Origin of the sequence: Geodermatophilus dictyosporus (assembly GCF_900115505.1) — a bacterium.
GTDB classification, from domain to species: Bacteria; Actinomycetota; Actinomycetes; order Mycobacteriales; family Geodermatophilaceae; genus Geodermatophilus; species Geodermatophilus dictyosporus.
The window spans coordinates 306085-331120 of sequence record NZ_FOWQ01000003.1; the positions used below are offsets into that span (position 1 = coordinate 306085).

The following is a 25036-nucleotide window of genomic DNA, read 5'->3' on the forward strand; positions in this document are numbered from 1 at the left end:
GCCGGGGCCGCGCGCCCGCCGCGCCGCCCGGGAGCGGGGCTCAGACCAGGTAGGTGTCGGGGCCGCGGCGCTCCACGCGGCCGTTGCTCACCGTCGGCAGGGCGCGGCGGCGCTGACCGGGCTCCTCGCGGTGCATGACGTCGGGGAGCTCGCGCAGCGACTCGAGGGTGCGCTCGGGCTTGTCGATCTTCTTGAGCATCCGCAGGCCGATCAGCCCCGCCAGGGCGGCGATGACGAACAGGAGGACGGTGACGATGAGGTAGGACACCCAGCGGGGCAGGCCGAGCGCGGTGAGCCCCTCGGCCAGGGTGACGAACAGGTAGATCCCGGCGAAGGCGAGCAGCACGCCGGCGACGGCGAACAGCGCGATGCTGACCCCGGCCTTCTTCGCCGAGCGGCCGATCTCGGCCTTGGCCAGCTCGATCTCGCTGCGGACCAGCGTGGACACGTCGGCCATGGCGCTCTGCACCAGCGCCCCCACCGAGGGGTCGGCGTCGGCGGAGACGGCGGACGCGGCGTGGCGCCCGCTGGCCGGGGTGGACGAGGACACGCTGTGGGCCACGGGGGCTCCTCCCTGCTCGAGCGACCGCGGCGCGGCCTGTCGCAGGTGATCGTCCCGCATGACGGCCGGGACCGCGCCCCGGCCTCCCCGATCGTGCACGGGGAGGCCGGGGCGGTCCCCCCTAGTCGTCGGAGGACGAGCTGGCGGGCAGCTTGTCCTTGATCAGGTTCATCACCGACGAGTCGGTGAGCGTGGTGACGTCGCCGAGCTCGCGGTTCTCGGCGATGTCCCGCAGCAGCCGGCGCATGATCTTGCCCGAGCGGGTCTTCGGCAGCTCCTGCACGACCATGATCTGCCGCGGCTTGGCGATGGGGCCGATGTCGCGGGCCACGTGGGTGCGCAGCTGCTGCACCAGCTCGTCGCCGGAGTCCTCGGCGTTCCCGCGGAGGATGACGAAGGCGACGATGCCCTGCCCGGTGGTCGGGTCGCTGGCGCCGACCACCGCGGCCTCGGCGACCGTCGGGTGCGCCACCAGCGAGGACTCCACCTCGGTGGTGGAGATGCGGTGCCCGGAGACGTTCATGACGTCGTCGACCCGGCCGAGCAGCCACACGTCGCCGTCGGCGTCCTTCTTCGCGCCGTCGCCGGCGAAGTAGACCTCCTTGCCGAAGCGGGACCAGTAGGTGTCGACGTAGCGGTCGTCGTCGCCCCAGATGGTGCGCAGCATCGACGGCCACGGCTCGGTGAGCACCAGCAGGCCGGTGGTGTCGTCGCCGAGCTCGTTGCCCTCGTCGTCGACGACCTTCGCCGAGATGCCGGGGAAGGGCGTCTGCGCCGAGCCGGGCTTGAGGTCCGTGACGCCCGGCAGCGGGTTGATCATGTGCGCGCCGGTCTCGGTCTGCCACCAGGTGTCCACGATCGGGCAGCGGCCGCCGCCGATGTTCTGGTGGTACCAGAGCCAGGCCTCGGGGTTGATCGGCTCACCGACCGAGCCGAGGACGCGCAGCGAGGACAGGTCGAACTTCGCCGGGATGTCCTCGCCCCACTTCATGAACGTCCGGATCACCGTGGGCGCGGTGTAGAGGATCGTCACCCGGTACTTCTCGATGATCTCGAACCAGCGGCCGCGGTGCGGGGTCTCCGGCGTCCCCTCGTACATGATCGACGTCGCCCGGTTGGCCAACGGCCCGTAGACGATGTAGCTGTGGCCGGTGACCCAGCCGATGTCGGCCGAGGTCCAGAAGACGTCGGTGTCGGGCTTGAGGTCGAAGGTCGCCCAGTGCGAGTAGGCGACCTGGGTGAGGTAGCCGCCCGAGGTGTGCAGGATGCCCTTGGGCTTCGCCGTCGTCCCCGACGTGTACATGATGTAGAGCGGGTGCTCGGCGTCGAAGGCCTCGGGCGTGTGCTCGGTCGACTGCCGGTCGACCACGTCGTGCCACCACAGGTCGCGGCCCTCGGTCCACTCCACGTCCTGCTCGGTCCGGCGGACGACGAGCACGTTGCGCACGCTCTCGGTGCGCGACACCGCGTCGTCGACGGCGGGCTTGAGGGCGCTGGGCGCGCCGCGCCGGTAGCCGCCGTCGGCGGTGACGACGGCGACCGCGCCGGAGTCGGTGATCCGGCTGGCCAGCGCGTCGGCCGAGAAGCCGCCGAAGACGACCATGTGGACGGCGCCGATGCGGGCGCAGGCCAGCATCGCCACGACCGCCTCGGGGATCATCGGCATGTAGATGGCCACCCGGTCGCCGGCCTGGACGCCGAGCTCGAGCAGCGCGTTGGCCGCCTTGCACACCTCGTCCTTGAGCTGGGCGTAGGTGATCGTGCGGGTGTCGCCGGGCTCGCCCTCCCAGTGGTAGGCGACCTGCTCGCCGTGGCCGTCCTCGACGTGCCGGTCGACGCAGTTGTAGGCGATGTTGAGCTTGCCGCCGACGAACCACTTGGCGAAGGGCGGGTTGCTCCAGTCGAGCACCTGGTCCCACTCCTGCGCCCAGCTCAGCCGGCGGGCGGCCTTCTCCCAGAACGCCAGTCGGTCCCGCTCGGCCTCGGCGTAGACGTCCGGGCCGACGTTCGCCTGGGCGGTCAGCTCCTCCGGCGCCGGGAAGCGACGGCCCTCCTGCACGGTCGACTCGCTCACGGTGCGGCTCCCTCCATGTCGTGCGTGGGGTCGCCCCGTCGCGACCCGGCGTGTCCCAGCACACACCGTAGGGCCCGATCGGATGGCGCGTGAGCCCCTGCACCCTGCGTGCAGCGCCCGGGGCGGAACCGGTCGTGACCCGCGTGCGGCGGGTGTCCAGACTGGACCGGTGGACGGCGGCCCGCAGGCGGAGGTCGCGGCCCGGGTGCCCGGCGCCGCCGGCCTGGGCCTGCTCGCCGCGCCGTCGGCCCGGCCGGTCCCCGCGGAGCTGCTCGCCGACCCGGCGTGGACCGCGCAGCGCGTGGCGGCCCTGGGCCGCCGCTACCGCAGCGCCGACCGCCGCGTGCTGGCCACCGTCTGGTGGTACTCGGCGTCGGCGGTGCTGCTCGGGCCGGTGGCCGCCGGGCTGGCCACCGGCCGGCCGCTGTCGGCGCGGCTGGCCGACACGACGCTGTACGAGCTGGCCAGCGGCACGCTGGTCGCCGGGGTCTCGGCGGCGCCGGCCGGCCCGGACCCGGCGGGGGAGCTGCGGACGGCGCTCGGCGCGGCGGTCGCCGCGGTGGCCGCGGCCGGCGGGGTGCGCGAGGCGCCGCTGTGGGCGGTGGCCACCGACTCGCTGGCCGGCCGGCTGCTCGCCGTGGGCCGGGCGCTGGGGGCCGTCGGGCCGGTGACCGCGCTGGCCGCCCCGGTGGCCGCGGCCGTGGGTCCCCCGCTGCCGGCGCCGCGGTTCACCGACGTCGGCGGTGTCCGGTTCGTCCGGCGGGCTTCCTGCTGCCTGCTGTACCGGCTGCCGGCCGAGCCGATGTGCACCGCCTGCCCCGGCCGGTCGCCGGAGCACCGTCAGGTCCTGCTCGAGGACGCCGCCGGCCTGTGGTGACGGCGGGGGCCTCCCTCAGGGGAGGAACAGCATGGAGTCGCCGTACTCGTGCCAGAGCCAGCCGTCGGCGGTGGCCACCCGGTAGGCCGCGGCCACCAGGTCCGCCCCGGCCACGGCCTGCAGCAGCAGCAGGTGGCTGGCCTCGGGGGCGTGCAGGCCGGTGACCAGGCCGGTCACCGCGCGCGCCGCGCGGTCGGGACCGAGCACGAGGTCGGTCCACCCCTCGCCGGGCCGGGTGACGCCGTCCTCGCCGGTGACCGTCTCCAGCGCGCGGGTCGCCGTGGTGCCCACCGCGACCACCCGCCGTCCCGCCGCCCGCGTGGCGTTCACCAGCCGCGCGGTGACCTCCGGGACGCGGTAGCGCTCGGGCGCGGGCGGCTCGTGCAGCTCCGGGCTGGAGACGCCGGCGTGCAGCACCAGCGGCACCACGGGGACGCCGCGGGCGAGGAGCCGCACCAGCAGCCGGTCGGTGAACGGCCGCCCGGCGCTGGCGTTCTCCGCGCTGCCGGGTTCGGTGGCGTACACGTTCTGCGCGTCCGCCAGGCGCACCGGCGCCCGCAGGTAGCCGTAGCGCACCGGCTGCCCGTGCTCGGTGAGGTAGGGGACCAGCGCGACGGCGGGCTCGACGCGGGCCCGCCACAGCCGGGACGGGCGTGCCGGGTCGGGGAAGCCGGTGCGCAGCCGCAGCCGGACGCCGCCGGGCAGGTCCAGCGCGGTGCCCGGCTCCAGGCCGGTCTCGGGTCCGTCGTTGCCGGGACGGCGGACCTCGACCACCCAGCTGCCGTCGTCGAGCGCCGTCGAGACGTGCAGCGGGACGACCCGCCCGTCGGCGCGGCGGGCCTCGAGCCGGGCGGCCAGCGTGGCCGAGGTGTTGACCACCAGCAGGTCACCGGGCTCGAGCAGTCCGGGGAGGTCGGAGAAGCGGGCGGCGGTGGTGCTGCCCGGCCGGACGGCCATGAGCCGGACGCCGTCGCGGGACAGCCCGCGGTGCTCCGGCGGCTCGGTGGCCTCGCTGCCGGGCGGGAGGGCGAACGCGGTCACCGGCCGGCCTCCACCGGCAGGAGCTCCGCGGCGCGCAGCCGGCTCCCGGGCGGCGGGTCGTCGAGCAGCCGCAGGAACGCCGGGACGACGTCCCCGGGGTCGGGCAGGCCGGCGTCCTCGGGTGCGGCGGCCCGGTGCATGTCGGTGGCCATGTCGCCGGGGTCGACGGCGTACACCCGCAGGCCGGGGTGCTCCACGGCGAGGACGGCGGTGAGCCGGTCGAGCGCGGCCTTGCTCGCGCCGTAGCCGCCCCAGCCGGCGTAGGCCTCGACCGCGGCGTCGCTGCTGACCGACACGACCGTGCCGCCGGCCCGCTCGAGCGCCGGCAGCACCGCCTGCACCAGGGCCAGGGGCGCCACGGCGTTCACCGCGAGCACCCGCTCGAGGTCGGCGGGCGGGAGGTCGGCCAGCCGTGGGAGCGGGGTGGGGCCGAGGTCGCTGGCGTTGTTCACCAGCAGGTCGAGCCGGTCGCCGACCGCCTCGGCCAGCGCGGCGCGGTGCGCGGGGTCGGTGACGTCGCCAGGGACCGCGGTGACCCGGTCGGGCGCGGGCAGCCCGGCGACGGTGCGGGCGAGGCGGCCGGCGTCGCGGGCGTCGACGACGAGGCGCCAGCCGCGGGCGGCCAGCGCGGCGGCGAGGGCGGCGCCGAGGCCGCGGGAGGCGCCGGTGACGAGTGCGGTGGGGGGTGTCATGGCGCTACCGTCGGATCTCAAGTGCACTTGAGGTCAAGGGGGTGCCGTGGAGGGGCTGACGATCGGTGAGGTGGCCGCCCGCGCGGGGCTGGCGCCGTCGGCGCTGCGCTACTACGAGGCGCAGGGCCTGGTCACCGCCACCCGGACGGCCGGGGGCGCCCGGCGCTTCCCGCGCTCGGTGCTGCGGCGGCTGGCCTTCGTGCGGGCGGCGCAGAACGTCGGGCTGTCGCTGCCGGAGATCCGCGCCGCCCTCGCCACGCTGCCCGACGGGCGGACGCCGTCGGCCCGCGACTGGGCGCGGCTCTCGCGCGGCTGGCGGGACCGGCTCGACGCGCAGATCGCGGCGCTGGAGCAGCTGCGCGACGGGCTCTCCTCGTGCATCGGGTGCGGCTGCCTGTCGCTCACCGCCTGCGCGCTGTCCAACCCGGGCGACTCCGCCGCGACGGAGGGGACCGGCGCGCGCCGGCTCGCGCCGCTGCTGCGCCGCACGCCGCCGGGGAGCAACGCCGTCCCGGCACCTCGCGCGCCCCGCCGCGGCGGGGCAGGATCCGGGACGGGGCCGTCCACCCCGTCCGCCGGATGAGGAGAGCCGCATGACGCTCATGCCCGCCGCCTTCATCGGTCACGGCAACCCGATGAACGCCCTGGAGCGCAACCGCTACACCGACGCCTGGCGCGCCTTCGGGCGCTCGGTGCCCCGGCCGCGGGCCATCCTGGTCGTCTCGGCGCACTGGTACGTGCACGCGACCGCGGTGACGGCGATGGCCAGGCCGCGCACCATCCACGACTTCTTCGGCTTCCCGCCCGAGCTCTTCGACGTCAGCTACGACGCCCCGGGGCTGCCGGAGCTGCACGAGCAGGTGTCCGACGTCGTCTCCCCGACCTGGGTGGGCGCCGACCTCGACAGCTGGGGCATCGACCACGGCACCTGGTCGGTGCTGCTGCACGCCTTCCCCGAGGCCGACATCCCGGTCGTCCAGCTCTCGATCAACGCGCTCAAGGGCGCCGACTACCACCTGCAGATGGGCGCGGCACTGGCCCCGCTGCGCGAGGACGGTGTGCTGGTGGTCGGCAGCGGCAACGTGGTGCACAACCTCGGCGGGGTCAGCCGCGCCATGCCCGACGCCGGCTTCGACTGGGCGCAGCGCTTCGACGAGCAGGTCAAGGAGTCCATGCTCACCGACCCCGCCGCGGTGGCCCGCCTCGACGGGCACCGTGACTTCGACCTCGCCGTCCCCACGCCCGACCACTTCCTGCCGCTGCTCTACGTGGCCGGCATGGCCGGCGCCACCGGGACGACCGCCGAGGTGCTCGTCGACGGCTACGCCTACGGGTCGCTGTCGATGACCTCCTACACCGTGGGCATGCCCGCGCCGAGGACCGAGGGCAGCGGCTTCGCCGCCCCGCTGCCGGAGGCGCCACCCCCGGACGGCGCCAACATCTAGCGCGGCGGGCATCGCGCGCCGCGGCCTCAGCGGGGCCGGCGGGGCTCCGCGGTCAGCCGCACGACCTCGCCGACCACCCAGACGGCCGGCGGGCGGACCCCCTCGTCGGCGAGCGTCCGCGCCAGCCCGGTCAGCGTGGTGCGCACGACGCGCTGCGTCGGCGTCGACCCGTCGGTGACGACGGCGACCGGGGTGTCCGGCGCGCGACCGTGCTCGACGAGCGCGGCGGCGATCGCGCCGGCGGTGTCCACGCCCATGAGCACGACCACGGTGCCGCGCAGGCGGCCCAGCGCCGGCCAGTCGACCAGCGAGGCGGGGTGGCCGGGCGGCACGTGCCCGGAGACGACGACGAACTCGTGGGTCAGCCCGCGGTGGGTGACCGGGATGCCGGCCAGCCCCGGGACGCCGATCGCGCTGGTCACGCCCGGGACGACCTCGACCGGCACGCCCGCCGCGACGCACGCCTCGAGCTCCTCCATGCCGCGGCCGAAGACGAACGGGTCGCCGCCCTTGAGCCGCACCACCCGCCGGCCGGCCAGGGCGTGCTCGACCAGCAGGGCGTTGATCTGCTCCTGCGCCATCGACCGACCGCGCGGCAGCTTCGAGGCGTCGATGACCTCGACCTCCGAGGGGAGCGAGGCCAGCAGCGACTGCGGCGCGAGGTGGTCGGCGAGGACGACGTCGGCCTGCGCGACCGCCTGCTGGCCGCGCACGGTGATCAGCCCCGGGTCGCCCGGCCCGCCGCCGACGAGGACGACGCTGCCGGCCCGCCCGCCCTCGGGCTCGCGGGCAGCGCGGTCGCGGATGCTGCCGTCGGTCAGCCCGGCGACCACCGCGTCGCGCACGCCCACGGCCCGCTGCGGGTCGCCGCCGCCGTGGACGCCGACGACCAGGTCGCCCTGCCGCCCGACGGCGGGGGTCCACACGCTGGACGCCGAGCGGTCGTCGGCGCGGGCGCAGAAGACGCGCCGGCCCTCGGCCTCCCCGGCCACGGCGGCGTTGACGGCGGGGTCGTCGGTGGCGGCCACGGCGTACCAGGCGCCGTCGAGGTCCCCGGGCCGGTACCGGCGGCGCACCCAGGTCAGCGAGCCCGGGGCCACCAGCGCCTCCAGGGCCGGGGTGACCTCGGGACTGACGACGGTCACGAGGGCGCGGGCCTCGAGCAGCCCGGCCACCCGGCGGTGGGCGACCTGACCGCCGCCCACCACCACGACGCGGCGGTCGAGCAGCCGCAGGCCGACGGGGTAGACGACGCCGCTCGCGGGGTCGACAGGGGTGGCGCTCAGCGGTGCTCCTCCGGGACGGCGGCCGGCAGCGACGTCGTCGTCGGCAGCGGACCAGGGATCTCGGCACCCAGGATCGCAGCGAGGTCCGCGGCGAACGCACGCGAGGTCGCCGGGTCGCGGACGGCCACCCGGAGGTGGTCGGGGGACAGGCCGGGGAAGGTGTCGCCGCGGCGCACCGCCCAGCCGCGTCGGCGCAGCGCCGCGCGCACCCGCTCGCCGCCGGGGACGCGCAGCAGCACGAACGACGACCGCGGCTCCCCGACCACCAGGCCGGGCGGCAGCGCGGCCAGCAGCGCGGCGCGGTGCGCGGTGAGCTCCCGCGCCGCCGCGTCGGCCTCCCCGCGGGCGGAGGGGGCGGTGCAGGCGACGGCGGCGGCGAGCGCCGGCGTGGACAGCGGCCAGTGCGGCTGGGCGGCGGCCAGCGCGGCGACGAGCTCCGGCGGGCCGAGGACGTAGCCCACCCGCAGGCCGGCCAGGCCCCAGGTCTTGGTCAGGCTGCGCACCACGAGCAGGCCGGGCAGGTCGCGGCGGGCGGCCAGCGACTCCGGCTCGCCGGGCACGGTGTCGGCGAAGGCCTCGTCGACCAGCAGCACGCGGCCCGGGCGGGCCAGCGCGGCGACCTCGGCGGCCGGGTGCAGCACCGAGGTGGGGTTGGTCGGGTTGCCGAGCACCACCAGGTCGGCGTCGGCGGGCAGCGCGCGCAGCCGGTACGCGGGCGCCTCGAGCAGCAGCCGCTCGACCGGGTGCCCCGCCGCGCGCAGCGCCGCCTCCGGCTCGGTGAACGACGGGTGCACCACCACCGCCCGCCGGGAGGGCAGCGCCCGCGCGGCCAGCACGAACGCCTCCGCGGCGCCGGCGGTCAGCAGCACCTCGGCGGGGTCGCGGCCGTGCGCGGCGGCCACCGCGGCGCGGGCCGGGCCGGCGTCGGGGTAGGCGGCGACGCCGTCGAGGGCCGCGCGCAGCACCTCCCGCAGCCACGGCGGGGGCGTGCCGGCGCGGACGTTGACCGCGAGGTCGGCCAGGCCGGGGGCCAGCTCCCGGTCGCCGTGGTGGTCCAGGTCGTAGGAGGTCACGCCGACACCGCCACGGTCACCCGGCCGTGCACGGTCCTGCCGACCAGCAGCCGGGTGCCGCCGAGCAGGGCGGCCGCCTCGGCCACCGACGCCGTCCCCACCGCGGCGGCCACCCGGGCCGACGGCGCGGGCACGTCGACGGCGGCGAGCAGGGCGGCGGGGTGGCCGGTGAGCGGCCAGCCGCGGGCGGCGGCCGCGGCCCGGACGCCGGGCTCGGCGGCGCGGGCGTCGAGGGTGGCCAGCCCGGTGACGCGGGCGCCGTCCGGCAGCACGGCGTCCACGGCGGCGAGCACCTCCGCGGCGGCCACGCCCGCGACGGCGCCCACGCCGACGGTCACGTCCACGTGCCGACGCCGGGCCGGTCGGACAGCGCGGCCAGCAGCGCGGCGGCGTCGCGGGGGAGAGGGCCGTCGGGCAGCAGCCCCAGCGCCCGCAGCCGCGCGCCGACCGTCAGCGCCCACGGGCGGTCGAGGCGGGCCCGGGCGAGCAGGTCGTCGTCGGCGAGGAGGCGCTCGGGCGGGCCCTGCACCACCCGGCGGTCGACGACGACGGCGACCTCGTCGGCCCAGCGCAGCGCGAGGTCGACGTCGTGGGTGCTCATCACGACGGTGGAGCCCGACGCCTGCAGCCGGTCCAGCGCCGCCAGCGCCTCGGCGACGGCGGAGGGGTCCAGGCCGGCGGTGGGCTCGTCGAGCAGCAGCACGCACGGGCGCATCGCGACCGCGCCGGCGATCGCCACCCGCTTGCGCTCGCCGTAGGACAGCTGGTGGGTGGGCCGGGCGGCCAGCGCCTCGACGGCGAGCAGCCGCAGCGCCTCGGCCACCCGCTCGCGGACGGCGTCGTCGGGCAGGCCCAGGTTCAGCGGGCCGAAGGAGACGTCCTGGGCCACCGAGGCGCTGAACAGCTGGTCGTCGGGGTCCTGCAGGACCAGCTGCACCTCCTGCCGGTGCGCCCGCAGCCCGCCGCGGGTGTGCCGCAGCAGCGCGCCGTCGACGGCGACCGCGCCGGCGTCGGGCCGCAGCGCCCCGGACAGGCAGCGCAGCAGCGTCGTCTTGCCCGAGCCGTTGGCCCCGAGCACCGCCAGCCGGCGCCCGGCCGGGACGGTGAGCGAGGCGCCGTCGAGCACCCGGCGGCCGCGCTCGTAGCCGACGACCAGCCCCTCGGCGGTGAGCGACCGGTGGCTCACGCGGCTCCCTCGCCGGCGCTCGTCGACCGCGGGAGCCGAGCTGCGCCACCCGTCGGTGAGCTCGCCTGCTCGCTCACGCCACCAGGCCCACGGTGAGCAGGGTGGCGAGCCCGGCGGCGGAGGCGGCGAGGAAGGCCGGGGACGACGGCAGCGCCTCGGGGAGCACCCGCAGGCCCGTCTCCATGCCGCGGCCGGCCAGCCCCTCCTGCATCCGGCGGGCGCGGTCGAAGGAGCGGGTGAGCACCGCGGCGGCCAGCGCGCCGGAGGACCGGTAGGAGCGGCGCACCGAGGAGTAGCCCATCCGGTTGGCCTGCGCCTCGCGGATGGTGCGCAGGCTGTCGAGCAGCACGAACAGCAGCCGGTAGGTCACCGACGCCACCTCGACCACGGCCGCCGGGACGCGCAGCCGGCGCAGCACCGGCAGCAGGTCCGACACCGGCGTGGTGGTGGCCAGCAGCAGCACGGCGGCGCCGCCGGCGACCGAGTGCCCGACCAGGTCGCCGGCCCGCGCCGCCGCGTCGGGCGCCCAGCCGAGGCCGCCGCCGTCCACCGAGACGACGGCGGTCAGCGCGCCGGTGGCGACGAAGGCCAGCGGCCAGCGCACCGCCCGCCCGAAGGTGCGCGCCGGCACCCGCGCCGGCCCGAGCGCCAGGGCGACGGCGGTGAGCGCGACCAGCACGCTGCCCGGCCAGGCGGGGAGCACCAGCGCGCACACCACCAGGCCGCCGCACAGCAGCAGCTTGTCCAGCGGCGCGCGCGTGCGCCAGGCGCTGGCCCAGGCGGCGTCGTCGACCGCCAGCCCCGCGCTCACGGGCGGCCGTCCTCCCGTGCGCGCTCGGTCGCGCGGCGGCCGCGCAGCCGGCCGAGCACGTACCCGAGCACGCCGCCGCCGATCGCGGCCTGCAGCGCGAACAGCCCCGACTCCACCTCCGACGACGACGGCGGGAACACCGACTCGAACCACGGCGTGTAGCCGGACTCCTCGACGGCCGCGGCGGCCTGGGCGTCGGTGCCCGCGTACTCGGCGTCCCCGCCGCCGAGCGCGAGCGGGAGGGCGACGAGCGCCAGCACCGCGAGCACCAGCAGCGCGGTGACCAGCCGCCGGCGGGTCACCCGCGCTCCTCCGCCGGGACGGCCGGCAACAGGCCGAGGCGCTCGAGCTCGGGCCGGGCGCTGGTGGTGAGCACCCGGAACAGCAGCACGCCGAGCAGCCCCTCGGCCAGCGCCAGCGGCACCTGGGTGAGGGCGAAGACGCCGAGGAACTTGACCACCGCGCCGGCGAACCCGCCGGCGGCGTCGGGGAAGGCCAGCGCGAGCTGCAGCGACGTCGTGACGTAGGTGGCGAGGTCGGCCAGCGCGAGGGCGACGAAGACGCCGGGCAGCAGTCCGGCACCCAGGGCCCGGGCCAGCCGGTAGGCGCCGTAGCCCGCCCACGGCCCGACGACGGCGAAGGCGAACGCGTTGGCGCCCAGGGTGGTCAGCCCGCCGTGGGCCAGCAGCAGCGCCTGGAACAGCAGGACGACGGTGCCCAGCAGCGCCATCACCGGCGGCCGGAACAGCACCGCCCCGGCGCCGGTGCCGGTCGGGTGGCTGGAGGAGCCGGTGATCGAGGGCAGCTTGATCGCGCTGAGCACGAAGGTGAACGCGCCGGCCGCGCCGAGCAGCAGCGTGGACTCGGGGTGCTCGCGCACCTCCTTCACCACCGCGCGGGCGCCGTGCACCACGAACGGGGCGGCGGCGACGGTCCAGCCGATCGCGTGCGGGGCGGGGAGGAACCCCTCAGCGATGTGCACGTGTCACCTCCTCCGGCACGGCCGCCGCGCAGGCGGCCACGAACCGCTCGGGCAGCGCCGGGGACCCGGCCCAGTTCAGGTGCAGGTAGGAGGCGTGCACCGAGCCGGTGGCGAAGCCCTCGGGGTGGGCGGGACCGGGACGACCCGCCGCCCACTGCCAGGCCGGGGTGGCCCCGGCGCCGGGATCGGCGTGCGTGCGGTGGAACTCGTGGCCGCGCACCCGGGTGCCGGCCGGCGCGAGCACGCTGTCGGTGACGGCGACCGCGGCCCGGTAGCCCAGGGTCAGCCGCGGGGACATCGCCGTCGACACGTCGAGGACGCCGCACATGGGGTGCCCGTCGAGCTCACGGGAGAGGTAGAGCAGCCCGGCGCACTCGGCGGCGACCGGGCCGCCGCGGGCGGCGAGCGCGGCGACGTCGGCGCGCAGGCCCGCGTTGGCCGACAGCGCCTCGGCGTACACCTCGGGGAAGCCGCCGCCCACGACCAGCCCGGCGGTGCCCTCGGGGAGGGCCTCGTCGCGCAGCGGGTCGACGGTCACCACCTCGGCGCCGGCGGCGGCGAGCAGCTCGGCGTTCTCCGCGTAGCCGAAGGTGAACGCGGGCCCGCCGGCGACGGCGACCCGCGGCCGGCCCTCGACCGGGGTGACCTCGGCGTCCGGGTCCCACGCCACGGCGTCCAGCGGCGGCGCCGTGCGGGCCAGCCGCAGGACGGCGTCGAGGTCGAGGCCGCCGGCCACCACCTCACCGAGGCGCGCGACGGTGGCCAGCGCCTCGGCCGACCGCTCGGCGGCGGGTACCAGGCCCAGGTGCCGCGACGGCGTCCCCAGCTCGGCCAGCCGCCGGACGGCGCCGAGCACCGGGACCCCGCTGCCGCCCAGCGCGTCGCGCAGGATCTCCTCGTGCCGGTCGCTGCCGACCCGGTTGACCACCACCCCGCCCAGCCGGACGCGGGGGTCGAAGGTGGCGAACCCGTGCACCAGCGCGGCCACGCTCTGCGCCTGCGCGCTCGCGTCGACGACGAGGACCACCGGCGCGCGCAGCAGCCGGGCCACGTGCGCGGTGGAGGCGAACCCGGGCTCGACGTCGGGGGAGGTCGCCCCGTCGAAGAGGCCCATGACGCCCTCGACGACGGCGACGTCGGCCCCGCGCGCGCCGTGCAGGAACAGCGGGACGACGCGCTCCTCGCCCTGCAGCACCGGGTCGAGGTTGCGGCCCGGGCGCCCGGCGGCCAGGCCGGTGTAGCCGGGGTCGATGTAGTCGGGGCCGACCTTGTGCGGGGAGACGGCCAGGCCGCGGGCGGCGAGCGCGGCGACCAGGCCGGTGGCGACCGACGTCTTGCCCGCGTTGCTGCTCGGCGCGGCGACGACGACCCGCGGGACCGCGCCGTTCACCCGCCCACCCCGCCGGTCACCACTCGATCCCCCGCTGGCCCTTCTGCCCGGCGTCCATCGGGTGCTTGACCTTGGTCATCTCCACGACCAGGTCGGCGGCCTCCACCAGCGCCGGCGGGGCGTCCCGGCCGGTGACGACGACGTGCTGGGTGCCGGGCCGGTGCGCCAGCGCCTCGACGACGTCGTCGACGTCCACCCAGCCCCACTTCAGCGGGTAGGTGAACTCGTCGAGGACGTAGAACCGGTGCGCCTCGGCGGCCAGGTCCCGCTTGATCTGCGCCCAGCCCTCGGCGGCGTCGGCGGCGTGGTCGACCTCGGTGCCCTGCCGGCGCGACCAGCTCCAGCCCGAGCCCATCTTGTGCCAGACGACCGGGCCGCCCTCGCCGGTCTGCTCGTGCAGCCGGCCGAGCGCGGTGAGCGCGGTCTCCTCGCCGACCTTCCACTTGGCGCTCTTGACGAACTGGTAGACCGCGATCGACCAGCCCTGGTTCCACGCGCGCATCGCCATGCCGAACGCGGCGGTGGACTTGCCCTTCATCTCGCCGGTGTGCACGGCCAGCAGCGGGCGGTTGCGGCGCTGGCGCGTCGTCAGCCCGTCCTGCGGGGTGACCGCGACCTGTCCCTGCGGCACGCCTAGGCCGCCTCTCGGACCGAGCGGACGGTGGCGGCCAGCGTGTCGGCGGCCAGCTCCTCCAGCCGCAGCGTCCGCGCGCCCAGGTGGGCGCCGAGGACGCCGGCCAGGCCCAGGCGCACCGGCCCGGACTCGCAGTCGACGACGACCGCCGCCGTCCCCGCTGCGGCCAGCCGCTGCGCGGCCGCGTGCGCGGCGCCCACGGCGTCGGTGCCGCGCGTGCCGGTGGCCCGCCCGTCGGTGACCACGACCAGCAGCGGCCGGCGCTGCGGGTCGCGGACCCGCTCGACGCGCAGCACCTCGGCGGCGCGCCCGAGGCCCGCGGCCAGCGGCGTGCGCCCGCCGGTGGGCAGCTCGCGCAGCCGGGCCGCGGCCGCCTCCACCGACCAGGTGGGCGGCAGCGCCAGCTCGGCGTCGCCGCCGCGGAAGGTGACCAGGCCGACCTTGTCCCGCCGCTGGTAGGCGTCGAGCAGCAGCGACAGCACCGCGCCCTTGACCGCGCCCATCCGTGCCCGCGACCCCATGGAGCCGCTGGCGTCGACGACGAAGAGGACCAGGTTGCCCTCGCGGCCCTCCAGCGTGGCCTGGCGCAGGTCCGCGCGGGCGATCCGCAGGCCCGCGCCGCTGCGCCCGCGGGCCACCTGGTGCGGGGCGGCGGCCAGCACGGTGTCGACCAGGTGCAGGCGGGTCACCGGCCCCGACGGGCGGACCGAGCCCACCACCCGCCCGCGCTCGGCGCGCGCCTTCGACCGCCGACCTGCCGCGCCCGCGCCGATGCCGGGGACCTCCAGCCGGCGCGCGCGGAAGGGGTCGGCCGGCGCGACCGCCGCCCGCTCGGCCGCGGGTCCGCCCGGCGTGGCGCCGTCCTCGGCCGCCTCGGCTCCCGCGGGCGCGCCGGTGTCCTCGCCGCCGCCCAGGGGTGGCGGGGGTGGGGCGCCGTCTCCGGGGCCGCCGTCCGGGCCCTGCGGTGGCGGGTCGTCGTCGGGTCCGGGGTCGGGGCGGGAGTCCTCGAGCGCCCGGTCGAGGGTGTCGTCGTCCAGGCCCGGGGCGTCGAAGGGGTCGCGGCGCCGCCGGTGGGGGAGGGCGAGGCGGGCGGCCACCCGGACGTCGTCCTCGGTGACCTCGTCGCGGCCCGACCAGGCGGCGTGGGCGATGGCGGCGCGGGCGGTGACCAGGTCGGCCCGCAGCCCGTCGACGTCGAAGGCGGCGCAGACGGCGGTCACCTGCTGCAGGGCGGCGTCGGAGAGGACGACGTGCGGCAGCCGGCCGCGGGCCCCGGCGATCCGGGCGGCCAGCCCGGACTCCTCGGCGGCCCACGACGCGGCGAAGCCGGCCGGGTCGGCGTCGTGGGCGAAGCGGCGGCGCACCACCTCGGCGCGCTCGGCCGGGTCGCGCGGGGCGGCCACCTCGACGGTGAGGCCGAAGCGGTCGAGCAGCTGCGGGCGCAGCTCGCCCTCCTCGGGGTTCATCGTCCCGACGAGCAGGAAGCGCGCGGCGTGCCGCACCGAGACTCCCTCGCGCTCCACGTAGGCAGTTCCCAGCGCGGCGGCGTCCAGGAGCAGGTCGACCAGGTGGTCGTGCAGCAGGTTGACCTCGTCGACGTAGAGCACCCCGCGGTGGGCGGCGGCCAGCAGCCCGGGCTCGAAGGCCTTGACGCCCTCGGTGAGCGCCCGCTCGAGGTCCAGCGAGCCGACGACCCGGTCCTCCGAGGCGCCCACCGGCAGCTCGACCAGCCGGGCCGGGCGGGTCTGACCCGGGACGCCGGCGTCGTGCGGGCCGTCGGGGCAGGCCGGGTCGGGCGCGGCGGGGTCACAGGCGAACCGGCAGCCGGGGACGACGGCCACCGGCGGGAGGACGGCGGCCAGCGCGCGCACCGTCGTCGACTTCGCGGTGCCCTTCTCGCCGCGGACGAGCACGCCGCCGATGGCCGGCGAGACGGCGTTGAGCAGCAGGGCCAGCCGCATGTCGTCCATGCCGACGACGGCGCCGAAGGGGTACGTCATGCGGGGGCACGGGTCCTCTCCCCGGGTGTCCACGCCCGGAGGTGGCAGGAGGCGACGGCGGGAGTTCCTGACTCCCCGGCCTCCTGGTCGGGAGGCCGGGTCACAGTGGCGGGACCGCGCCGGAGTCGCACCGGGCTTCCTCCACTGCCGTCGCTGTGGCGGCGCCCATGGAACCACGCCGGGTCGCGGGGGCGACAGGCCGGGCCGATGACTTGACGGAACGGAAAGAGACGGTCCACTCTTTCCGGCATGGAAAGCCACGACGTGGACCGGGACGCCGCCGCGCAGCTCGCAGCACTGCAGGCCGACCGGGCGGCGCTGGCCGACCGGGTGCTGCAGCCGTGGTGGTACGACGTCGCGCTGGGACTGCTGCTCTTCAGTTTCCTGGCGTCCTACGCGCTCGACTCGCTTGGGGTGACCTTCCCGGCGCTCGTGCTCTTCTGCGCCGGGCTCGGGGCGCTGGTCTCGGCCTACCGGCGGATGACCGGTGTGTGGGTGGGCACGCCGCCACGCGTGATGGCGCTCTGGGGTGTGGTGGTCCTCCTCGTGCTGGTGCCGGCGTTCGTGCTGGCCGAGGGGTACGACCGGTACTGGGCCATGGTGGTGGCCGGCGCGGTGCTGGGGACCGCCGCGGGGGTGCTCAGCCGGGTCTGGGGCCGCCGGTGGGTCGCCGAGCTGCGCGGGCAGCCGTGACCGCGGTCGCGCCGCACTTCGACGCGGTCATCCACCCGCCGCCGCGGCTGCAGGTCTGCGGGCTGCTCGCCGCAGTCGACACGATGGAGTTCGCCGCCGTCCGCGACCGGGTGCAGGTGAGCGACTCGGTGCTGTCCAAGCACGTCAGGCAGCTGGAGGAGGCCGGTTACGTCCGGGTGAGCAAGGCGACGATCGCCTCGCGTCAGCGGACCAGCCTGTCGCTGACCCGGGAGGGCCGGCGGGCGTTCGACGCCCACGTCGCCGAGCTGCGCCGCATCGCCGGCGTCTGAGGGTGGCGCGCGCCCCCCTGCGCCGGCTCGCCGACGCCGCGGGCCTGGTCGCCGGGGCGGTGCTGGCGAGCGTGCTGCTCGGCCTCGCCGGGGTGCCCTCCGCGCCGCTGTTCGGCGGGCTGCTCGCCGGGCTGGTCCGCGGGCTGGCCGGCCGCACCCGGCTGGCCGTGCCGCGGGCCGGCACCGCCGCCGCGCAGGCGGTCGTCGGCGTCTCCATCGGGGCGCTGGTCGACCTCGACACCCTGGCCGCGCTCGGCGAGGACTGGCTGCCCGTCCTGCTGGTCACCGTCGCCACCCTGCTGCTCACGGTGGCCGCCGGCCTGCTGCTGCGGTTGCAGCCGGGGATCGGCCCGGTCACCGGCGCGTTCGCGATGATCGCCGGCGGCGCCTCGGGCATCACCGCGATGGCCCGCGACCTGGGCGCCGACGACCGCATGGTCGCCGTCCTGCAGTACCTGCGGGTGCTGCTCGTCGTCGTCGCCATGCCGGTGGTGGCGACCGTGGTCTACGGCGCCGACCCGGGCTCCGGTGGCGCGGTGCGCACCCCGGACGGCCCCGGCTGGCCGGCCGGGCCGGCGTTCACCGTCGGTTGCGGGCTGGCCGGGTACGGGCTCGCCCGGCTGGTGCGCCTGCCGGTGCCCGCGCTGCTCGGCCCGATGCTCGTCGCCGCCGCCGTCGACCTCGGTGGGCTCTCCGGCGGCGCCACGGTGCCCGGGCCGGTGGAGGCGGTGGCGTTCGGGGCCATCGGCCTGCAGGTCGGGCTGGCCTTCACCCGGGAGAGCCTGCGCACCATCGGCCGTGCGCTGCCGCTCGCCCTGGCGATCATCGTCGGGCTGGTGGTCGCCTGTGCCGGCCTGGGCGCGGTGCTCGCGGCAGCCACCGGCGCCACCGCGCTGGACGCCTACCTGGCGACGACGCCCGGTGGGCTCTACGCCGTCCTCGCCACGGCCACCGGCACCGGCGCGGACACGACGTTCGTGCTCGCCGTCCAGGTGCTGCGGCTGTTCGTCATGCTGCTGGCGGCGCCGCTGATCGCCCGCGGGCTGCGCCGCGGGCGGGCCTGAGCGGGTGCCCTGACCAGTGGCACCGCACGCCTACCCTCGACCGGGTGAGCCGCGCGCCGAGGGAGGAGACGGAGCTGTCCGACGTGGAGACTGCGGTGGTGGACGACCCCGCCGCGGACCAGGAGGACGCCGTCCTGCTGTTCGTGGGCGGCCCCCTCGACGGGCGGGTGGAGGTCCGCGCCGCCCGCCACGGCGACCCGCTGCCCACGGTCACGCACGTGCACCTGCACGACGGGCCGAAGGTCGTCTCGCGCTACGACCTGCAGCCGCTGCCCGGCCGCGCCGGCGTCTACCGCCTGCGCCCCGCGGCGCCCCGGCCGGGCCGCGCCGGCTGACGGCCTACCAGCCCTGGGTGCGCCGCGCCGCCGCGACCACCTGCTCGAACAGCCCCCGCTCCAGCGCCGCGCCCTCCCGCCGCACCGCGGCCGGGTCGAGCACCAGCAGCCGGTCGAGCCGGACCTCGCTGGGGCGGCCGCGGCTGTCCCACCCGCCGGTGCCCACGTCCATCCAGGAGCGGCCGGCACGGGCCTCGTCCCCGGCGTCGCGGTCGTGGTCCCTGCTGGTGAGCAGGAGCCCGACGAGCTCCTCGCCGCGGCGGCCGAGCACCAGCACCGGGCGGTCCTTGCCGCGGCCGTCGCCCTCGTCGTAGGGCACCCAGGTCCACACCACCTCGCCGGGGTCGGGCCGGCCGTCGGCGCGCGGCCGGTAGGTGGTGTCGACGCCCGGGGTCGCGCGGGGCGCCCGGCGTGCGCGCGGGGGCCAGGGGCGTGCCGGGGCGGCCGCGCGGCGGACGACGGGGGCGGCGGCGGACACCAGCCGGGTGAGGACGTCGACGAGTCGGCGGGCCATGCGCGCACCGTACGGACCCGGGTCGCCGTCGTCCCGTCCGTCCCGTTCGTCACACCGGTACCAATTCGCCCCGGTTCTGGTTGCGCAGCGTCCTGCCGGGGCACCATTGCGTCACGGGGCCCGTCGTCGCCGCGCCCCGGGAGAGGGGGGCTCCCATGACGTCGGCCCAGCCCGTGATCCCCGCGATGCCGCGGTCGCGCGAGGTGCGTGCCAGCGTCCTCGCCGCGTTCCAGCTGGTCGAGGACGCGCGCTACCTCGGCACCGAACGCCGGCCGCGGCGCAACCGCGTCCGCCGGATCGCCGAGCGGACCGTCGCCAGCCGCCGCCTGGCGCGCGACGTCTCGCTCCCGTAGCGGCCGGCCCCGCCGCCGGGCACTAGGCGACGCAGAACTCGTTGCCCTCGGGATCGGCCAGCGTCGCCCACTCCAGCGGGCCGATCGAGGCCCGGTGCAGCTCGTGCGCGCCCATGCCCACCAGGCGGGCCACCTCCGCCTCCCGCTGCTCCGCGCCGACGTGCAGGTCGAGGTGGACGCGGTTCTTGACCGTCTTCGGCTCGGGCACGCGCTGGAACAGCACCCGCGGCCGGCCCGGGTCCGGCGAGGTGAGCGCCGCGCCGATGGCCCACACCAGCGCACCGCGGTGCGTCGTGGTGTCGGCCTCGGTGGCGTGGCCCTGCTCCACCATCCGCCGGATGAAGGCCTCGTCCTGGGGCTCCACCTGCCAGCCCAGCGCCTCGGCCCACCAGTCGGCGAGCGGGTGCGGGTCGGCGCAGTCGATCGTCACCTGGAACTCGGTCGCCATGCGCGGAGCCTGCCAGCGACCAGTGACAGGTCCCTCCTACAGCTCGAGCGCCAGCTCCGCGCGCAGCGTGGCGTCGTCGGGCAGCGGGGTCTCCAGCCGGCAGTGGTCGCGGATCATCGTGCCGAACGGCGGCAGCGCCGAGCGGTCCACCTGCGCGGCCGGGTCCCACAGCCCCGAGCGCATCACCGCCTTGGCGCACTGCAGGTAGGCCCGCGTCACGGTGACGACCAGCACCGAGCGCGGCGCCCGGCCGAACTCGGTGAGGTCGAGGCCCGGGACGTCGGGCCCGGCCAGCGCCGCAGTGCCGTAGACCTTCAGCGTCTCCTCGACGCCGGGGACGAGGAACAGCAGCGCCACCTGCGGGTTGGCCGCCACGTTGCGCAGGCTGTCGAGCCGGTTGTTGCCCTGCCGGTCGGGCAGCACCAGCCGGTGCTCGTCGAGGACCTTGACGAAGCCCGGGTCGCCGCCGCGCGGGGACACCTCCGGCGCCCCGGCGGCGTCCGCGGTGGAGAGCACCGCGAACGGCGCCAGCGCGACGAACGCGCGGCAGTGGGCGTCGAGGTGGTCGATCTCCTTGTCCCGCACCAGCTGCGAGGGCGGCCGGTAGGACGCCAGGACGGGGTCGGGGGAGACGTCGGCCTGCACGGGAGGACGGTAGCCCGGGCGGCGTCGCGGTCGTGGGCCCCGTTAGCTTCGCGGTCGTGCCCGTGTCGTGGAACTCCCCGGTCCGGTTCGTCGAGTGCGACCAGCAGGGGGTGGTGTTCAACGCCCACTACCTGGTCTGGGCCGACGAGGCGTCCATGGTCTGGTGGGCCGCGGTCGGGCTGCCGTGGGACGAGCTGGTCCAGCGGGCCGACCCGGTGGTCAAGGCCAGCTCGCTGGAGTGGTCGTCGTCGGCCCGCTGGGGCGACACGGTCACCGTCGACGCCGAGCCCGAGCGGCTCGGGCGCACGAGCCTGACCGTGCGGTTCACCGTGCGCGTGGGCGAGCGGGTCTGCTGCGCCGTCCGCAACACCTACGTGGCCGTCGCCGACGGCGCCGCGACGCCCTGGCCCGACGACGTCCGCGCCCGGCTGGAGGAGGCCCTCAGCGCGGGCTGAGCGCGTCCCCGGGCGGCAGCAGCGGCAGGTCCGCCGGCGGCCCCTGCTCGAGCAGCCGCCACAGCGCGCCGGTGTCGGCGTGCTCGGCCACCAGGTCGCCGAGGGCGTCCAGGCGCCGCTCGCGCACCGCGGCGAAGGCGGTGTCCGGCGCCGCGACGAACCGCCGCCCGCTCGCCCGGGCCACCTCGGCGAGGAAGGCGCGGCGGAAGCCGTCGTTCTCCATCGCCCCGTGCCAGGTGGTGCCCCACACCGACCCCGCGCGGCCGCCGTCCAGGAACGGCTCGGCGCCGCCCTCGTCGTAGGTCACCTGCCCGTGGTGGATCTCGTAGCCGCGCACCGGGTGCCCGAGCGCGTGGCCGGCCGGGCGGCCCAGGGTCTTCTCCCGCGCGAAGCGGACGTCGGCCGGCAGCAGCCCCAGCCCCGCGACCGACCCGGCGCGCGACTCGACGTCGTCGGTGATGGTGCGCGCGAGCATCTGGTGGCCGCCGCAGACGCCGAGCACCGGGCGCCCGGCGGCGGCGTGCCGGGCCACGGCGTCGGCCAGCCCGGTGGCCCGCAGCCACGCCAGGTCGGTGACGGTGGCGCGGGTGCCGGGCAGCACCACGAGGTCGGCGTCGGCGAGCTCCTCGGGCCGGCCGACGAAGCGGACCAGCACGCCCGGCTCGGCGGCCAGCGCGTCGAGGTCGGTGGAGTTCGACAGCCGGGGCAGCCGGGCGACGGCGACCCGGAGCACGTCCTCGCCGTGCGGCGGGCCGGCCGAGGAGACGCCGGTGGGGATGCCGAGGGAGTCCTCGACGTCGAGCGCGGCGCCGGGGAGCCACGGCAGCACGCCGAGCGTCGGCCGCCCGGTGAGCCCGGTGAGCCGGTCGAGGCCGGGCCGCAGCAGCCGGACGTCGCCGCGGAACTTGTTGACGAGGAAGCCGGCGACCAGCCGCTGGTCGGCGGGCGGCATGAGCGCGACCGTCCCGTAGAGGGCGGGGAAGACCCCGCCGCGGTCGATGTCCCCGACGACGACCACCGGTAGTCCGGCGGCGGTGGCCAGGCCCATGTTGGCGATGTCGTCGGCGCGCAGGTTGATCTCGGTGGGGGAGCCGGCGCCCTCGCAGACGACGACGTCGAAGCGCGACCGCAGGTCGGCCAGGCAGCCGAGCACCTGCTCGAGCAGCGCGGCCTTCATCGGCCGGTAGGACAGCGCGGTCACCTCGGCGACCGGCCGGCCCAGGACGACGACCTGGCTGGCGTCCTCCCCGCCGGGCTTGAGCAGCACGGGGTTCATCGCGGCCTCGGGCGGCACGCCGGCGGCCGCGGCCTGCACCACCTGCGCCCGGCCGATCTCGGCGCCGTCCGGGGTGACCATCGAGTTGTTGCTCATGTTCTGCGCCTTGAACGGCGCGACCGTCACGCCCTGGCGGGCCAGCCAGCGGCAGATGCCGGCGGTGACCACCGACTTGCCGGCGTCCGAGGTGGTGCCGGCGACGAGGAGGGCGCCGCTCACGGCGCGGTCGGTGGCGTGCCCGACGCGACCCCGCGCGGCGCGCCCCAGCCCGCCTTCTCCTGGCCGGAGAGGTCGGCGATCGCCTCCATGATCCGGTCGGTGACCTCCCGGCGGGCGCGGCCGTTGCCGGCCTTCCCGGCGTGGTCGGGGAAGGTCAGCGGTTCACCGAAGACCACCGAGAAGCGGTGCGGGCGCGGCCACCGCGACCCCACGGGCTGGATGCGGTCGGTGCCGCGGACGGCGACCGGCACCACCGGGCAGCCCGCGGTGAGCGCCAGCCAGGCGACCCCCGTCTTGCCGCGGGCCAGCCGCCCGTCGCGCGACCGGGTGCCCTCGGGGTAGATGCCGAAGCCCCCGCCCTGGCGCAGCACGCCGAGCGCGGTGTCGAGCGCGGCCTGGGCGGCGCGGTGGGTCTCCCGCTCGACGGGCATCGCGCCGAGGGCGCTGAACAGCGTGCGGGTCAGCCAGCCGCCGATCCCGGGGGTGGTGAAGTACTCGGCCTTGGCCAGGTAGTGCACCCGCCGGGGCGCGGAGAGGGGGATGACCATGCTGTCGATGAACGACAGGTGGTTGCTGGCGATGATGAACGCCCCCTCGGCCGGGACGTTGCCCCGCCCGCGCACCCGTGGCCGGAACAGCAGCCAGAACAGCGGCCGCAGCACGAAGCGCGCCACGAGGTAGAACACGCCGGTCTCCCCTCCTCGGGCCGCGCCGGCGTCCGTCCCACCGGCCGGGCCCAGGGCATCCTCCCCCGTCGCGCCGACCACCGAGGAGGCAGGGCGGCGGGAGAGAGCGGGGTCACCCGCGCCGCGCGGTCAGGGCACGCGGCGGTCGGGCGGGCAGGCGTCGCGCAGGATGGCCCGGACGTCGGCCGGCAGCACGCCGTGCCCCGACGCCGAGGACACCAGGTCGACGGCGACCTCGCGGACCTTGCGGTGGGTGTGGCTGGAGATGTGTGCCAGCAGGTCGAAGGCCACCTGGTCGCCGCAGCCGGTGAGCAGCATGAGCACGCCCTTGGCCTGCTCGATCGGCGCCCGGCTGGCCATCGCGGTGCGCAGCTGCTCGACCTCGGTCTCCAGCGCGCGGATGCGCTCCTCGGCCGCCCGCGAGCTGCCCGACGGCGCCTCCACGACCAGTCCCTCGACGGCGGTCACCGCGCCGTCGTCGTCGAGCTGCGGCTCACCCAGGAAGACCACGGGGCGCTCGTCGCCGGAGCCGGTGGCCAGCCGGACCTCGAGGCAGAAGGCCTGGGCGCCGGTGACGGCGGCCGACAGCGCGTCGATGGTGCGCGGGCGGTCGTCGGGGTGCTGCGCGGCGACGAGGGCCTCGGTGCACGGTCCCGGGTGCCTGCCGCCCAGCCCGTGCAGCGCGGCCATCTCCTCCGACCACTCCCACTCGCCGCTGAGCCGGTCGTAGCGCCACCGCCCGGCCAGGCGGGTGCGGCGGGTGGTCAGCGGGGAGGGCGCCGGGGGAGGGGGGAGCTGCGGGGCGGCCGGCCGCGGCGCCGGTGCGGCGTGCCGGTGGACGGTGCGGGACACGGTCGAGGTCATGGCGTGCTCCGGGTGACGCGCGCCGGGCGGGGCCCGGGGGAGCGCCGCACAGCCGTGGGTTCGACCTCAGGCGGTACGCCGGCTGGGCCGGCCGCTCGTGGCCCTCCTGACGTTAGCCGTCCGGACCCCCGGATGCACGCTTTTCGGCACGGCCTGGTTCTCCGCCCGCGCCCGACCGGCCAGCCGCGCGGCCGCGGCGAGGGCGGCCGCGGCCAGCCAGACGGCGCGGGAGAGCCGCACCGCGCGGGCGACGTCCCCGCTGCCGGGACCGCGGCCGTCCCCGAGCGCCGGCCGGTCCTCGACCCGGCTGCCGTAGACGTTGCGCCCGCCCAGCCGCAGCCCCAGCGCGCCGGCCGCCGCGGCCTCGCAGCGCCCGGCGTTGGGGCTGGGGTGGGCGGCGCCGTCGCGGCGCCACACGCGCAGCGCCTCGCGGGCGGAGCCGCCGGCCAGTGGGGCGCCGGCGACGGTGAGGGCGGCGGTCAGCCGGGCGGGCAGCCAGTTGGCGACGTCGTCGGCGCGCGCGGCGGCCCAGCCGAACCGGGCGTACCGGGGCGAGCGGTGGCCGACCATCGCGTCGAGGGTGTTGACCGCGCGGTAGGCCAGCAGGCCGGGCAGGCCCGCGACGGCGCCCCACACCAGCGGCGCGACGGCCGCGTCGGAGGTGTTCTCGGCCACCGACTCGACGGTGGCCCGCGCCAGCTCCCCGGCGTCGAGCGCCGAGGGGTCCCGCCCGGCCAGGGTGGGCAGCAGGGCGCGCGCCGCCGACAGGTCGCCGGCGTCGAGCGCCCCGGCCATCGCGGTGGCGGCGCGGCCGAGCGAGGTGCCCCCGAGGACCGCCCAGGTGGCGACGGCGACCACCGGCGTGCGGACCGCCGGCCGCCCACGGGTCACCCGGTCCAGCCCGGCCCCGAGACCCGCGGCACCGGCCACGAGGACCGCCGCGTACCCGGCGCCGGCCGCCCGCGAGTCCCGCCAGACCCGCCGCTCGAGCGCCGCGGCGGCCGTGCCGAAGCCGGCCACCGGGTGGCGGCGGCGCGGGTCGGCCAGCAGCAGGTCGGCGGCCGCGCCGGCGGCCAGGCCGAGGGCGGTGGGGACGTCCGGGCGGCTGGTCCCTCGGCGGCGGAGCACGGCGTCCATCCTG

Annotated in this window: 30 protein-coding genes and 1 riboswitch; of the genes, 9 read left to right on the plus strand and 21 right to left on the minus strand. The window is 77.6% G+C overall.

Features of this window, described 5'->3' with window-relative positions:
• Positions 1 to 40: 40 nt before the first annotated feature.
• Positions 41 to 562 carry a phage holin family protein gene (locus BMZ33_RS08695; protein WP_091109166.1) on the minus strand — a complete coding sequence of 174 codons (522 nt, stop codon included), beginning with the start codon at positions 560 to 562 and terminating at the stop codon, positions 41 to 43.
• 121 nt (positions 563 to 683) lie between these two features.
• Positions 684 to 2636, minus strand: a complete 1953-nt coding sequence (gene acs, locus BMZ33_RS08700) for an acetate--CoA ligase (RefSeq protein ID WP_091109167.1) — start codon at positions 2634 to 2636, stop codon at positions 684 to 686.
• Positions 2637 to 2805: 169 nt separating this feature from the next.
• Here acs and BMZ33_RS08705 point away from each other — a divergent pair, with 169 nt between their 5' ends.
• Complete coding sequence (locus BMZ33_RS08705) at positions 2806 to 3513, plus strand: (2Fe-2S)-binding protein (RefSeq protein WP_169064073.1); 708 nt, start codon at positions 2806 to 2808, stop codon at positions 3511 to 3513.
• Between the two features lie 15 nt (positions 3514 to 3528).
• Here the strand turns inward: BMZ33_RS08705 and BMZ33_RS08710 are convergent, their stop codons facing one another.
• Both BMZ33_RS08710 and BMZ33_RS08715 read right to left on the minus strand, forming a co-directional pair.
• Entirely contained in the window at positions 3529 to 4554 is a 1026-nt protein-coding gene (locus BMZ33_RS08710) for an S-adenosylmethionine:tRNA ribosyltransferase-isomerase (RefSeq protein ID WP_091109169.1), read from the minus strand.
• Entirely contained in the window at positions 4551 to 5246 is a 696-nt protein-coding gene (locus BMZ33_RS08715) for an SDR family NAD(P)-dependent oxidoreductase (RefSeq protein WP_091109170.1), read from the minus strand. Before BMZ33_RS08715 ends, BMZ33_RS08710 begins: the two co-directional genes overlap by 4 nt.
• A 46-nt stretch (positions 5247 to 5292) precedes the next feature.
• Here BMZ33_RS08715 and soxR point away from each other — a divergent pair, with 46 nt between their 5' ends.
• Positions 5293 to 5829 (plus strand): redox-sensitive transcriptional activator SoxR, encoded by a 537-nt coding sequence (soxR, locus tag BMZ33_RS08720; RefSeq protein WP_091109171.1) that lies wholly within the window; start codon positions 5293 to 5295, stop codon positions 5827 to 5829.
• 10 nt (positions 5830 to 5839) lie between these two features.
• Positions 5840 to 6691 carry a 4,5-DOPA-extradiol-dioxygenase gene (gene ygiD / locus BMZ33_RS08725; RefSeq protein WP_169064074.1) on the plus strand — a complete coding sequence of 284 codons (852 nt, stop codon included), beginning with the start codon at positions 5840 to 5842 and terminating at the stop codon, positions 6689 to 6691.
• 26 nt (positions 6692 to 6717) lie between these two features.
• Here the strand turns inward: ygiD and cobA are convergent, their stop codons facing one another.
• From cobA to BMZ33_RS08775, 10 genes are all read right to left on the minus strand, one after another.
• The gene (gene cobA / locus BMZ33_RS08730; RefSeq protein ID WP_091109774.1) at positions 6718 to 7977 is read right to left on the minus strand and encodes a uroporphyrinogen-III C-methyltransferase; all 1260 of its coding nucleotides are present in this window, start codon (positions 7975 to 7977) and stop codon (positions 6718 to 6720) included.
• Complete coding sequence (cobC, locus tag BMZ33_RS08735) at positions 7974 to 9050, minus strand: Rv2231c family histidinol phosphate aminotransferase CobC (RefSeq protein WP_091109172.1); 1077 nt, start codon at positions 9048 to 9050, stop codon at positions 7974 to 7976. Before cobC ends, cobA begins: the two co-directional genes overlap by 4 nt.
• The gene (locus tag BMZ33_RS08740) at positions 9047 to 9394 is read right to left on the minus strand and encodes a cobalamin biosynthesis protein (RefSeq protein ID WP_169064076.1); all 348 of its coding nucleotides are present in this window, start codon (positions 9392 to 9394) and stop codon (positions 9047 to 9049) included. Before BMZ33_RS08740 ends, cobC begins: the two co-directional genes overlap by 4 nt.
• A complete protein-coding gene (locus tag BMZ33_RS08745) occupies positions 9385 to 10236 on the minus strand; it encodes an energy-coupling factor ABC transporter ATP-binding protein (protein WP_091109173.1) in 852 nt (283 codons plus the stop codon). The genes BMZ33_RS08740 and BMZ33_RS08745 overlap by 10 nt, the downstream gene beginning before the upstream one ends.
• Before the next feature lie 73 nt (positions 10237 to 10309).
• Positions 10310 to 11047 carry a cobalt ECF transporter T component CbiQ gene (cbiQ, locus tag BMZ33_RS08750; RefSeq protein WP_091109174.1) on the minus strand — a complete coding sequence of 246 codons (738 nt, stop codon included), beginning with the start codon at positions 11045 to 11047 and terminating at the stop codon, positions 10310 to 10312.
• The gene (locus tag BMZ33_RS08755; protein WP_091109175.1) at positions 11044 to 11349 is read right to left on the minus strand and encodes an energy-coupling factor ABC transporter substrate-binding protein; all 306 of its coding nucleotides are present in this window, start codon (positions 11347 to 11349) and stop codon (positions 11044 to 11046) included. Before BMZ33_RS08755 ends, cbiQ begins: the two co-directional genes overlap by 4 nt.
• On the minus strand, positions 11346 to 12029 hold the full coding sequence (locus BMZ33_RS08760; protein ID WP_091109176.1) for an energy-coupling factor ABC transporter permease: 684 nt from the start codon (positions 12027 to 12029) through the stop codon (positions 11346 to 11348). Before BMZ33_RS08760 ends, BMZ33_RS08755 begins: the two co-directional genes overlap by 4 nt.
• Positions 12016 to 13419 (minus strand): cobyrinic acid a,c-diamide synthase CobB, encoded by a 1404-nt coding sequence (locus tag BMZ33_RS08765; RefSeq protein WP_091109177.1) that lies wholly within the window; start codon positions 13417 to 13419, stop codon positions 12016 to 12018. The genes BMZ33_RS08760 and BMZ33_RS08765 overlap by 14 nt, the downstream gene beginning before the upstream one ends.
• A 16-nt stretch (positions 13420 to 13435) precedes the next feature.
• A complete protein-coding gene (gene cobO, locus BMZ33_RS08770; RefSeq protein ID WP_091109178.1) occupies positions 13436 to 14050 on the minus strand; it encodes a cob(I)yrinic acid a,c-diamide adenosyltransferase in 615 nt (204 codons plus the stop codon).
• Between the two features lie 2 nt (positions 14051 to 14052).
• Positions 14053 to 16053, minus strand: a complete 2001-nt coding sequence (locus tag BMZ33_RS08775; RefSeq protein WP_091109179.1) for a putative cobaltochelatase — start codon at positions 16051 to 16053, stop codon at positions 14053 to 14055.
• A 61-nt stretch (positions 16054 to 16114) separates the two neighbouring features.
• A riboswitch (cobalamin riboswitch) is annotated at positions 16115 to 16195 on the minus strand.
• A 107-nt stretch (positions 16196 to 16302) separates the two neighbouring features.
• Here BMZ33_RS08775 and BMZ33_RS08780 point away from each other — a divergent pair.
• Genes BMZ33_RS08780 through BMZ33_RS08795 form a run of 4 tightly spaced genes read left to right on the plus strand, consistent with a single transcriptional unit; the run spans position 16303 to position 18435 of the window.
• Positions 16303 to 16746 carry a hypothetical protein gene (locus BMZ33_RS08780; RefSeq protein WP_136697247.1) on the plus strand — a complete coding sequence of 148 codons (444 nt, stop codon included), beginning with the start codon at positions 16303 to 16305 and terminating at the stop codon, positions 16744 to 16746.
• Positions 16743 to 17036, plus strand: a complete 294-nt coding sequence (locus BMZ33_RS08785; protein WP_091109181.1) for a transcriptional regulator — start codon at positions 16743 to 16745, stop codon at positions 17034 to 17036. The genes BMZ33_RS08780 and BMZ33_RS08785 overlap by 4 nt, the downstream gene beginning before the upstream one ends.
• A 2-nt stretch (positions 17037 to 17038) precedes the next feature.
• Positions 17039 to 18100 carry an AbrB family transcriptional regulator gene (locus tag BMZ33_RS08790; RefSeq protein ID WP_091109182.1) on the plus strand — a complete coding sequence of 354 codons (1062 nt, stop codon included), beginning with the start codon at positions 17039 to 17041 and terminating at the stop codon, positions 18098 to 18100.
• A 44-nt stretch (positions 18101 to 18144) separates the two neighbouring features.
• Positions 18145 to 18435, plus strand: coding sequence for a hypothetical protein (locus tag BMZ33_RS08795; RefSeq protein ID WP_169064077.1), 291 nt, complete (start codon positions 18145 to 18147; stop codon positions 18433 to 18435).
• A gap of 4 nt (positions 18436 to 18439) precedes the next feature.
• On the opposite strand, the gene BMZ33_RS22630 is transcribed toward BMZ33_RS08795, so the two are convergent.
• Positions 18440 to 18949: a type II toxin-antitoxin system PemK/MazF family toxin gene (locus tag BMZ33_RS22630; RefSeq protein WP_136697248.1), complete on the minus strand. Its 510-nt coding sequence runs from the start codon at positions 18947 to 18949 to the stop codon at positions 18440 to 18442.
• A 155-nt stretch (positions 18950 to 19104) separates the two neighbouring features.
• Here BMZ33_RS22630 and BMZ33_RS08805 point away from each other — a divergent pair, with 155 nt between their 5' ends.
• Positions 19105 to 19302 (plus strand): hypothetical protein, encoded by a 198-nt coding sequence (locus tag BMZ33_RS08805; protein ID WP_091109183.1) that lies wholly within the window; start codon positions 19105 to 19107, stop codon positions 19300 to 19302.
• Between the two features lie 22 nt (positions 19303 to 19324).
• On the opposite strand, the gene BMZ33_RS08810 is transcribed toward BMZ33_RS08805, so the two are convergent.
• On the minus strand, positions 19325 to 19750 hold the full coding sequence (locus BMZ33_RS08810) for a VOC family protein (protein ID WP_091109184.1): 426 nt from the start codon (positions 19748 to 19750) through the stop codon (positions 19325 to 19327).
• A gap of 36 nt (positions 19751 to 19786) precedes the next feature.
• The gene (locus tag BMZ33_RS08815) at positions 19787 to 20395 is read right to left on the minus strand and encodes an MSMEG_1061 family FMN-dependent PPOX-type flavoprotein (RefSeq protein ID WP_091109185.1); all 609 of its coding nucleotides are present in this window, start codon (positions 20393 to 20395) and stop codon (positions 19787 to 19789) included.
• A gap of 56 nt (positions 20396 to 20451) precedes the next feature.
• On the opposite strand from BMZ33_RS08815, the gene BMZ33_RS08820 reads away from it, so the two are divergent.
• The gene (locus BMZ33_RS08820) at positions 20452 to 20850 is read left to right on the plus strand and encodes an acyl-CoA thioesterase (protein WP_091109782.1); all 399 of its coding nucleotides are present in this window, start codon (positions 20452 to 20454) and stop codon (positions 20848 to 20850) included.
• Here the strand turns inward: BMZ33_RS08820 and BMZ33_RS08825 are convergent.
• The 4 genes from BMZ33_RS08825 to BMZ33_RS08840 all read right to left on the minus strand — a co-directional run bounded on the left by BMZ33_RS08825 (position 20837) and on the right by BMZ33_RS08840 (position 25032).
• Positions 20837 to 22345, minus strand: a complete 1509-nt coding sequence (locus BMZ33_RS08825) for a cobyric acid synthase (protein ID WP_091109186.1) — start codon at positions 22343 to 22345, stop codon at positions 20837 to 20839. The genes BMZ33_RS08820 and BMZ33_RS08825 overlap by 14 nt on opposite strands.
• Entirely contained in the window at positions 22342 to 23031 is a 690-nt protein-coding gene (locus BMZ33_RS08830; RefSeq protein ID WP_091109187.1) for a lysophospholipid acyltransferase family protein, read from the minus strand. The genes BMZ33_RS08825 and BMZ33_RS08830 overlap by 4 nt, the downstream gene beginning before the upstream one ends.
• 129 nt (positions 23032 to 23160) lie before the next feature.
• Positions 23161 to 23895: an ANTAR domain-containing protein gene (locus BMZ33_RS08835; protein ID WP_091109188.1), complete on the minus strand. Its 735-nt coding sequence runs from the start codon at positions 23893 to 23895 to the stop codon at positions 23161 to 23163.
• A 66-nt stretch (positions 23896 to 23961) separates the two neighbouring features.
• The gene (locus tag BMZ33_RS08840; RefSeq protein ID WP_091109189.1) at positions 23962 to 25032 is read right to left on the minus strand and encodes a cobalamin biosynthesis protein; all 1071 of its coding nucleotides are present in this window, start codon (positions 25030 to 25032) and stop codon (positions 23962 to 23964) included.
• Between the last annotated feature and the right edge of the window lie 4 nt (positions 25033 to 25036).

Bases quoted from the DNA above. Each gene is read 5' to 3' on its own strand.
- BMZ33_RS08715 (WP_091109170.1), bottom strand. From the start codon at position 5,246: ATGACACCCCCCACCGCACTCGTCACCGGCGCCTCCCGCGGCCTCGGC.
- ygiD (WP_169064074.1), top strand. From the start codon at position 5,840: ATGACGCTCATGCCCGCCGCCTTCATCGGTCACGGCAACCCGATGAAC.
- BMZ33_RS08775 (WP_091109179.1), bottom strand. From the start codon at position 16,053: ATGACGTACCCCTTCGGCGCCGTCGTCGGCATGGACGACATGCGGCTG.
- BMZ33_RS08780 (WP_136697247.1), top strand. From the start codon at position 16,303: ATGGAAAGCCACGACGTGGACCGGGACGCCGCCGCGCAGCTCGCAGCA.
- BMZ33_RS22630 (WP_136697248.1), bottom strand. From the start codon at position 18,949: ATGGCCCGCCGACTCGTCGACGTCCTCACCCGGCTGGTGTCCGCCGCC.
- BMZ33_RS08805 (WP_091109183.1), top strand. From the start codon at position 19,105: ATGACGTCGGCCCAGCCCGTGATCCCCGCGATGCCGCGGTCGCGCGAG.
- BMZ33_RS08810 (WP_091109184.1), bottom strand. From the start codon at position 19,750: ATGGCGACCGAGTTCCAGGTGACGATCGACTGCGCCGACCCGCACCCG.
- BMZ33_RS08835 (WP_091109188.1), bottom strand. From the start codon at position 23,895: ATGACCTCGACCGTGTCCCGCACCGTCCACCGGCACGCCGCACCGGCG.
- BMZ33_RS08840 (WP_091109189.1), bottom strand. From the start codon at position 25,032: ATGGACGCCGTGCTCCGCCGCCGAGGGACCAGCCGCCCGGACGTCCCC.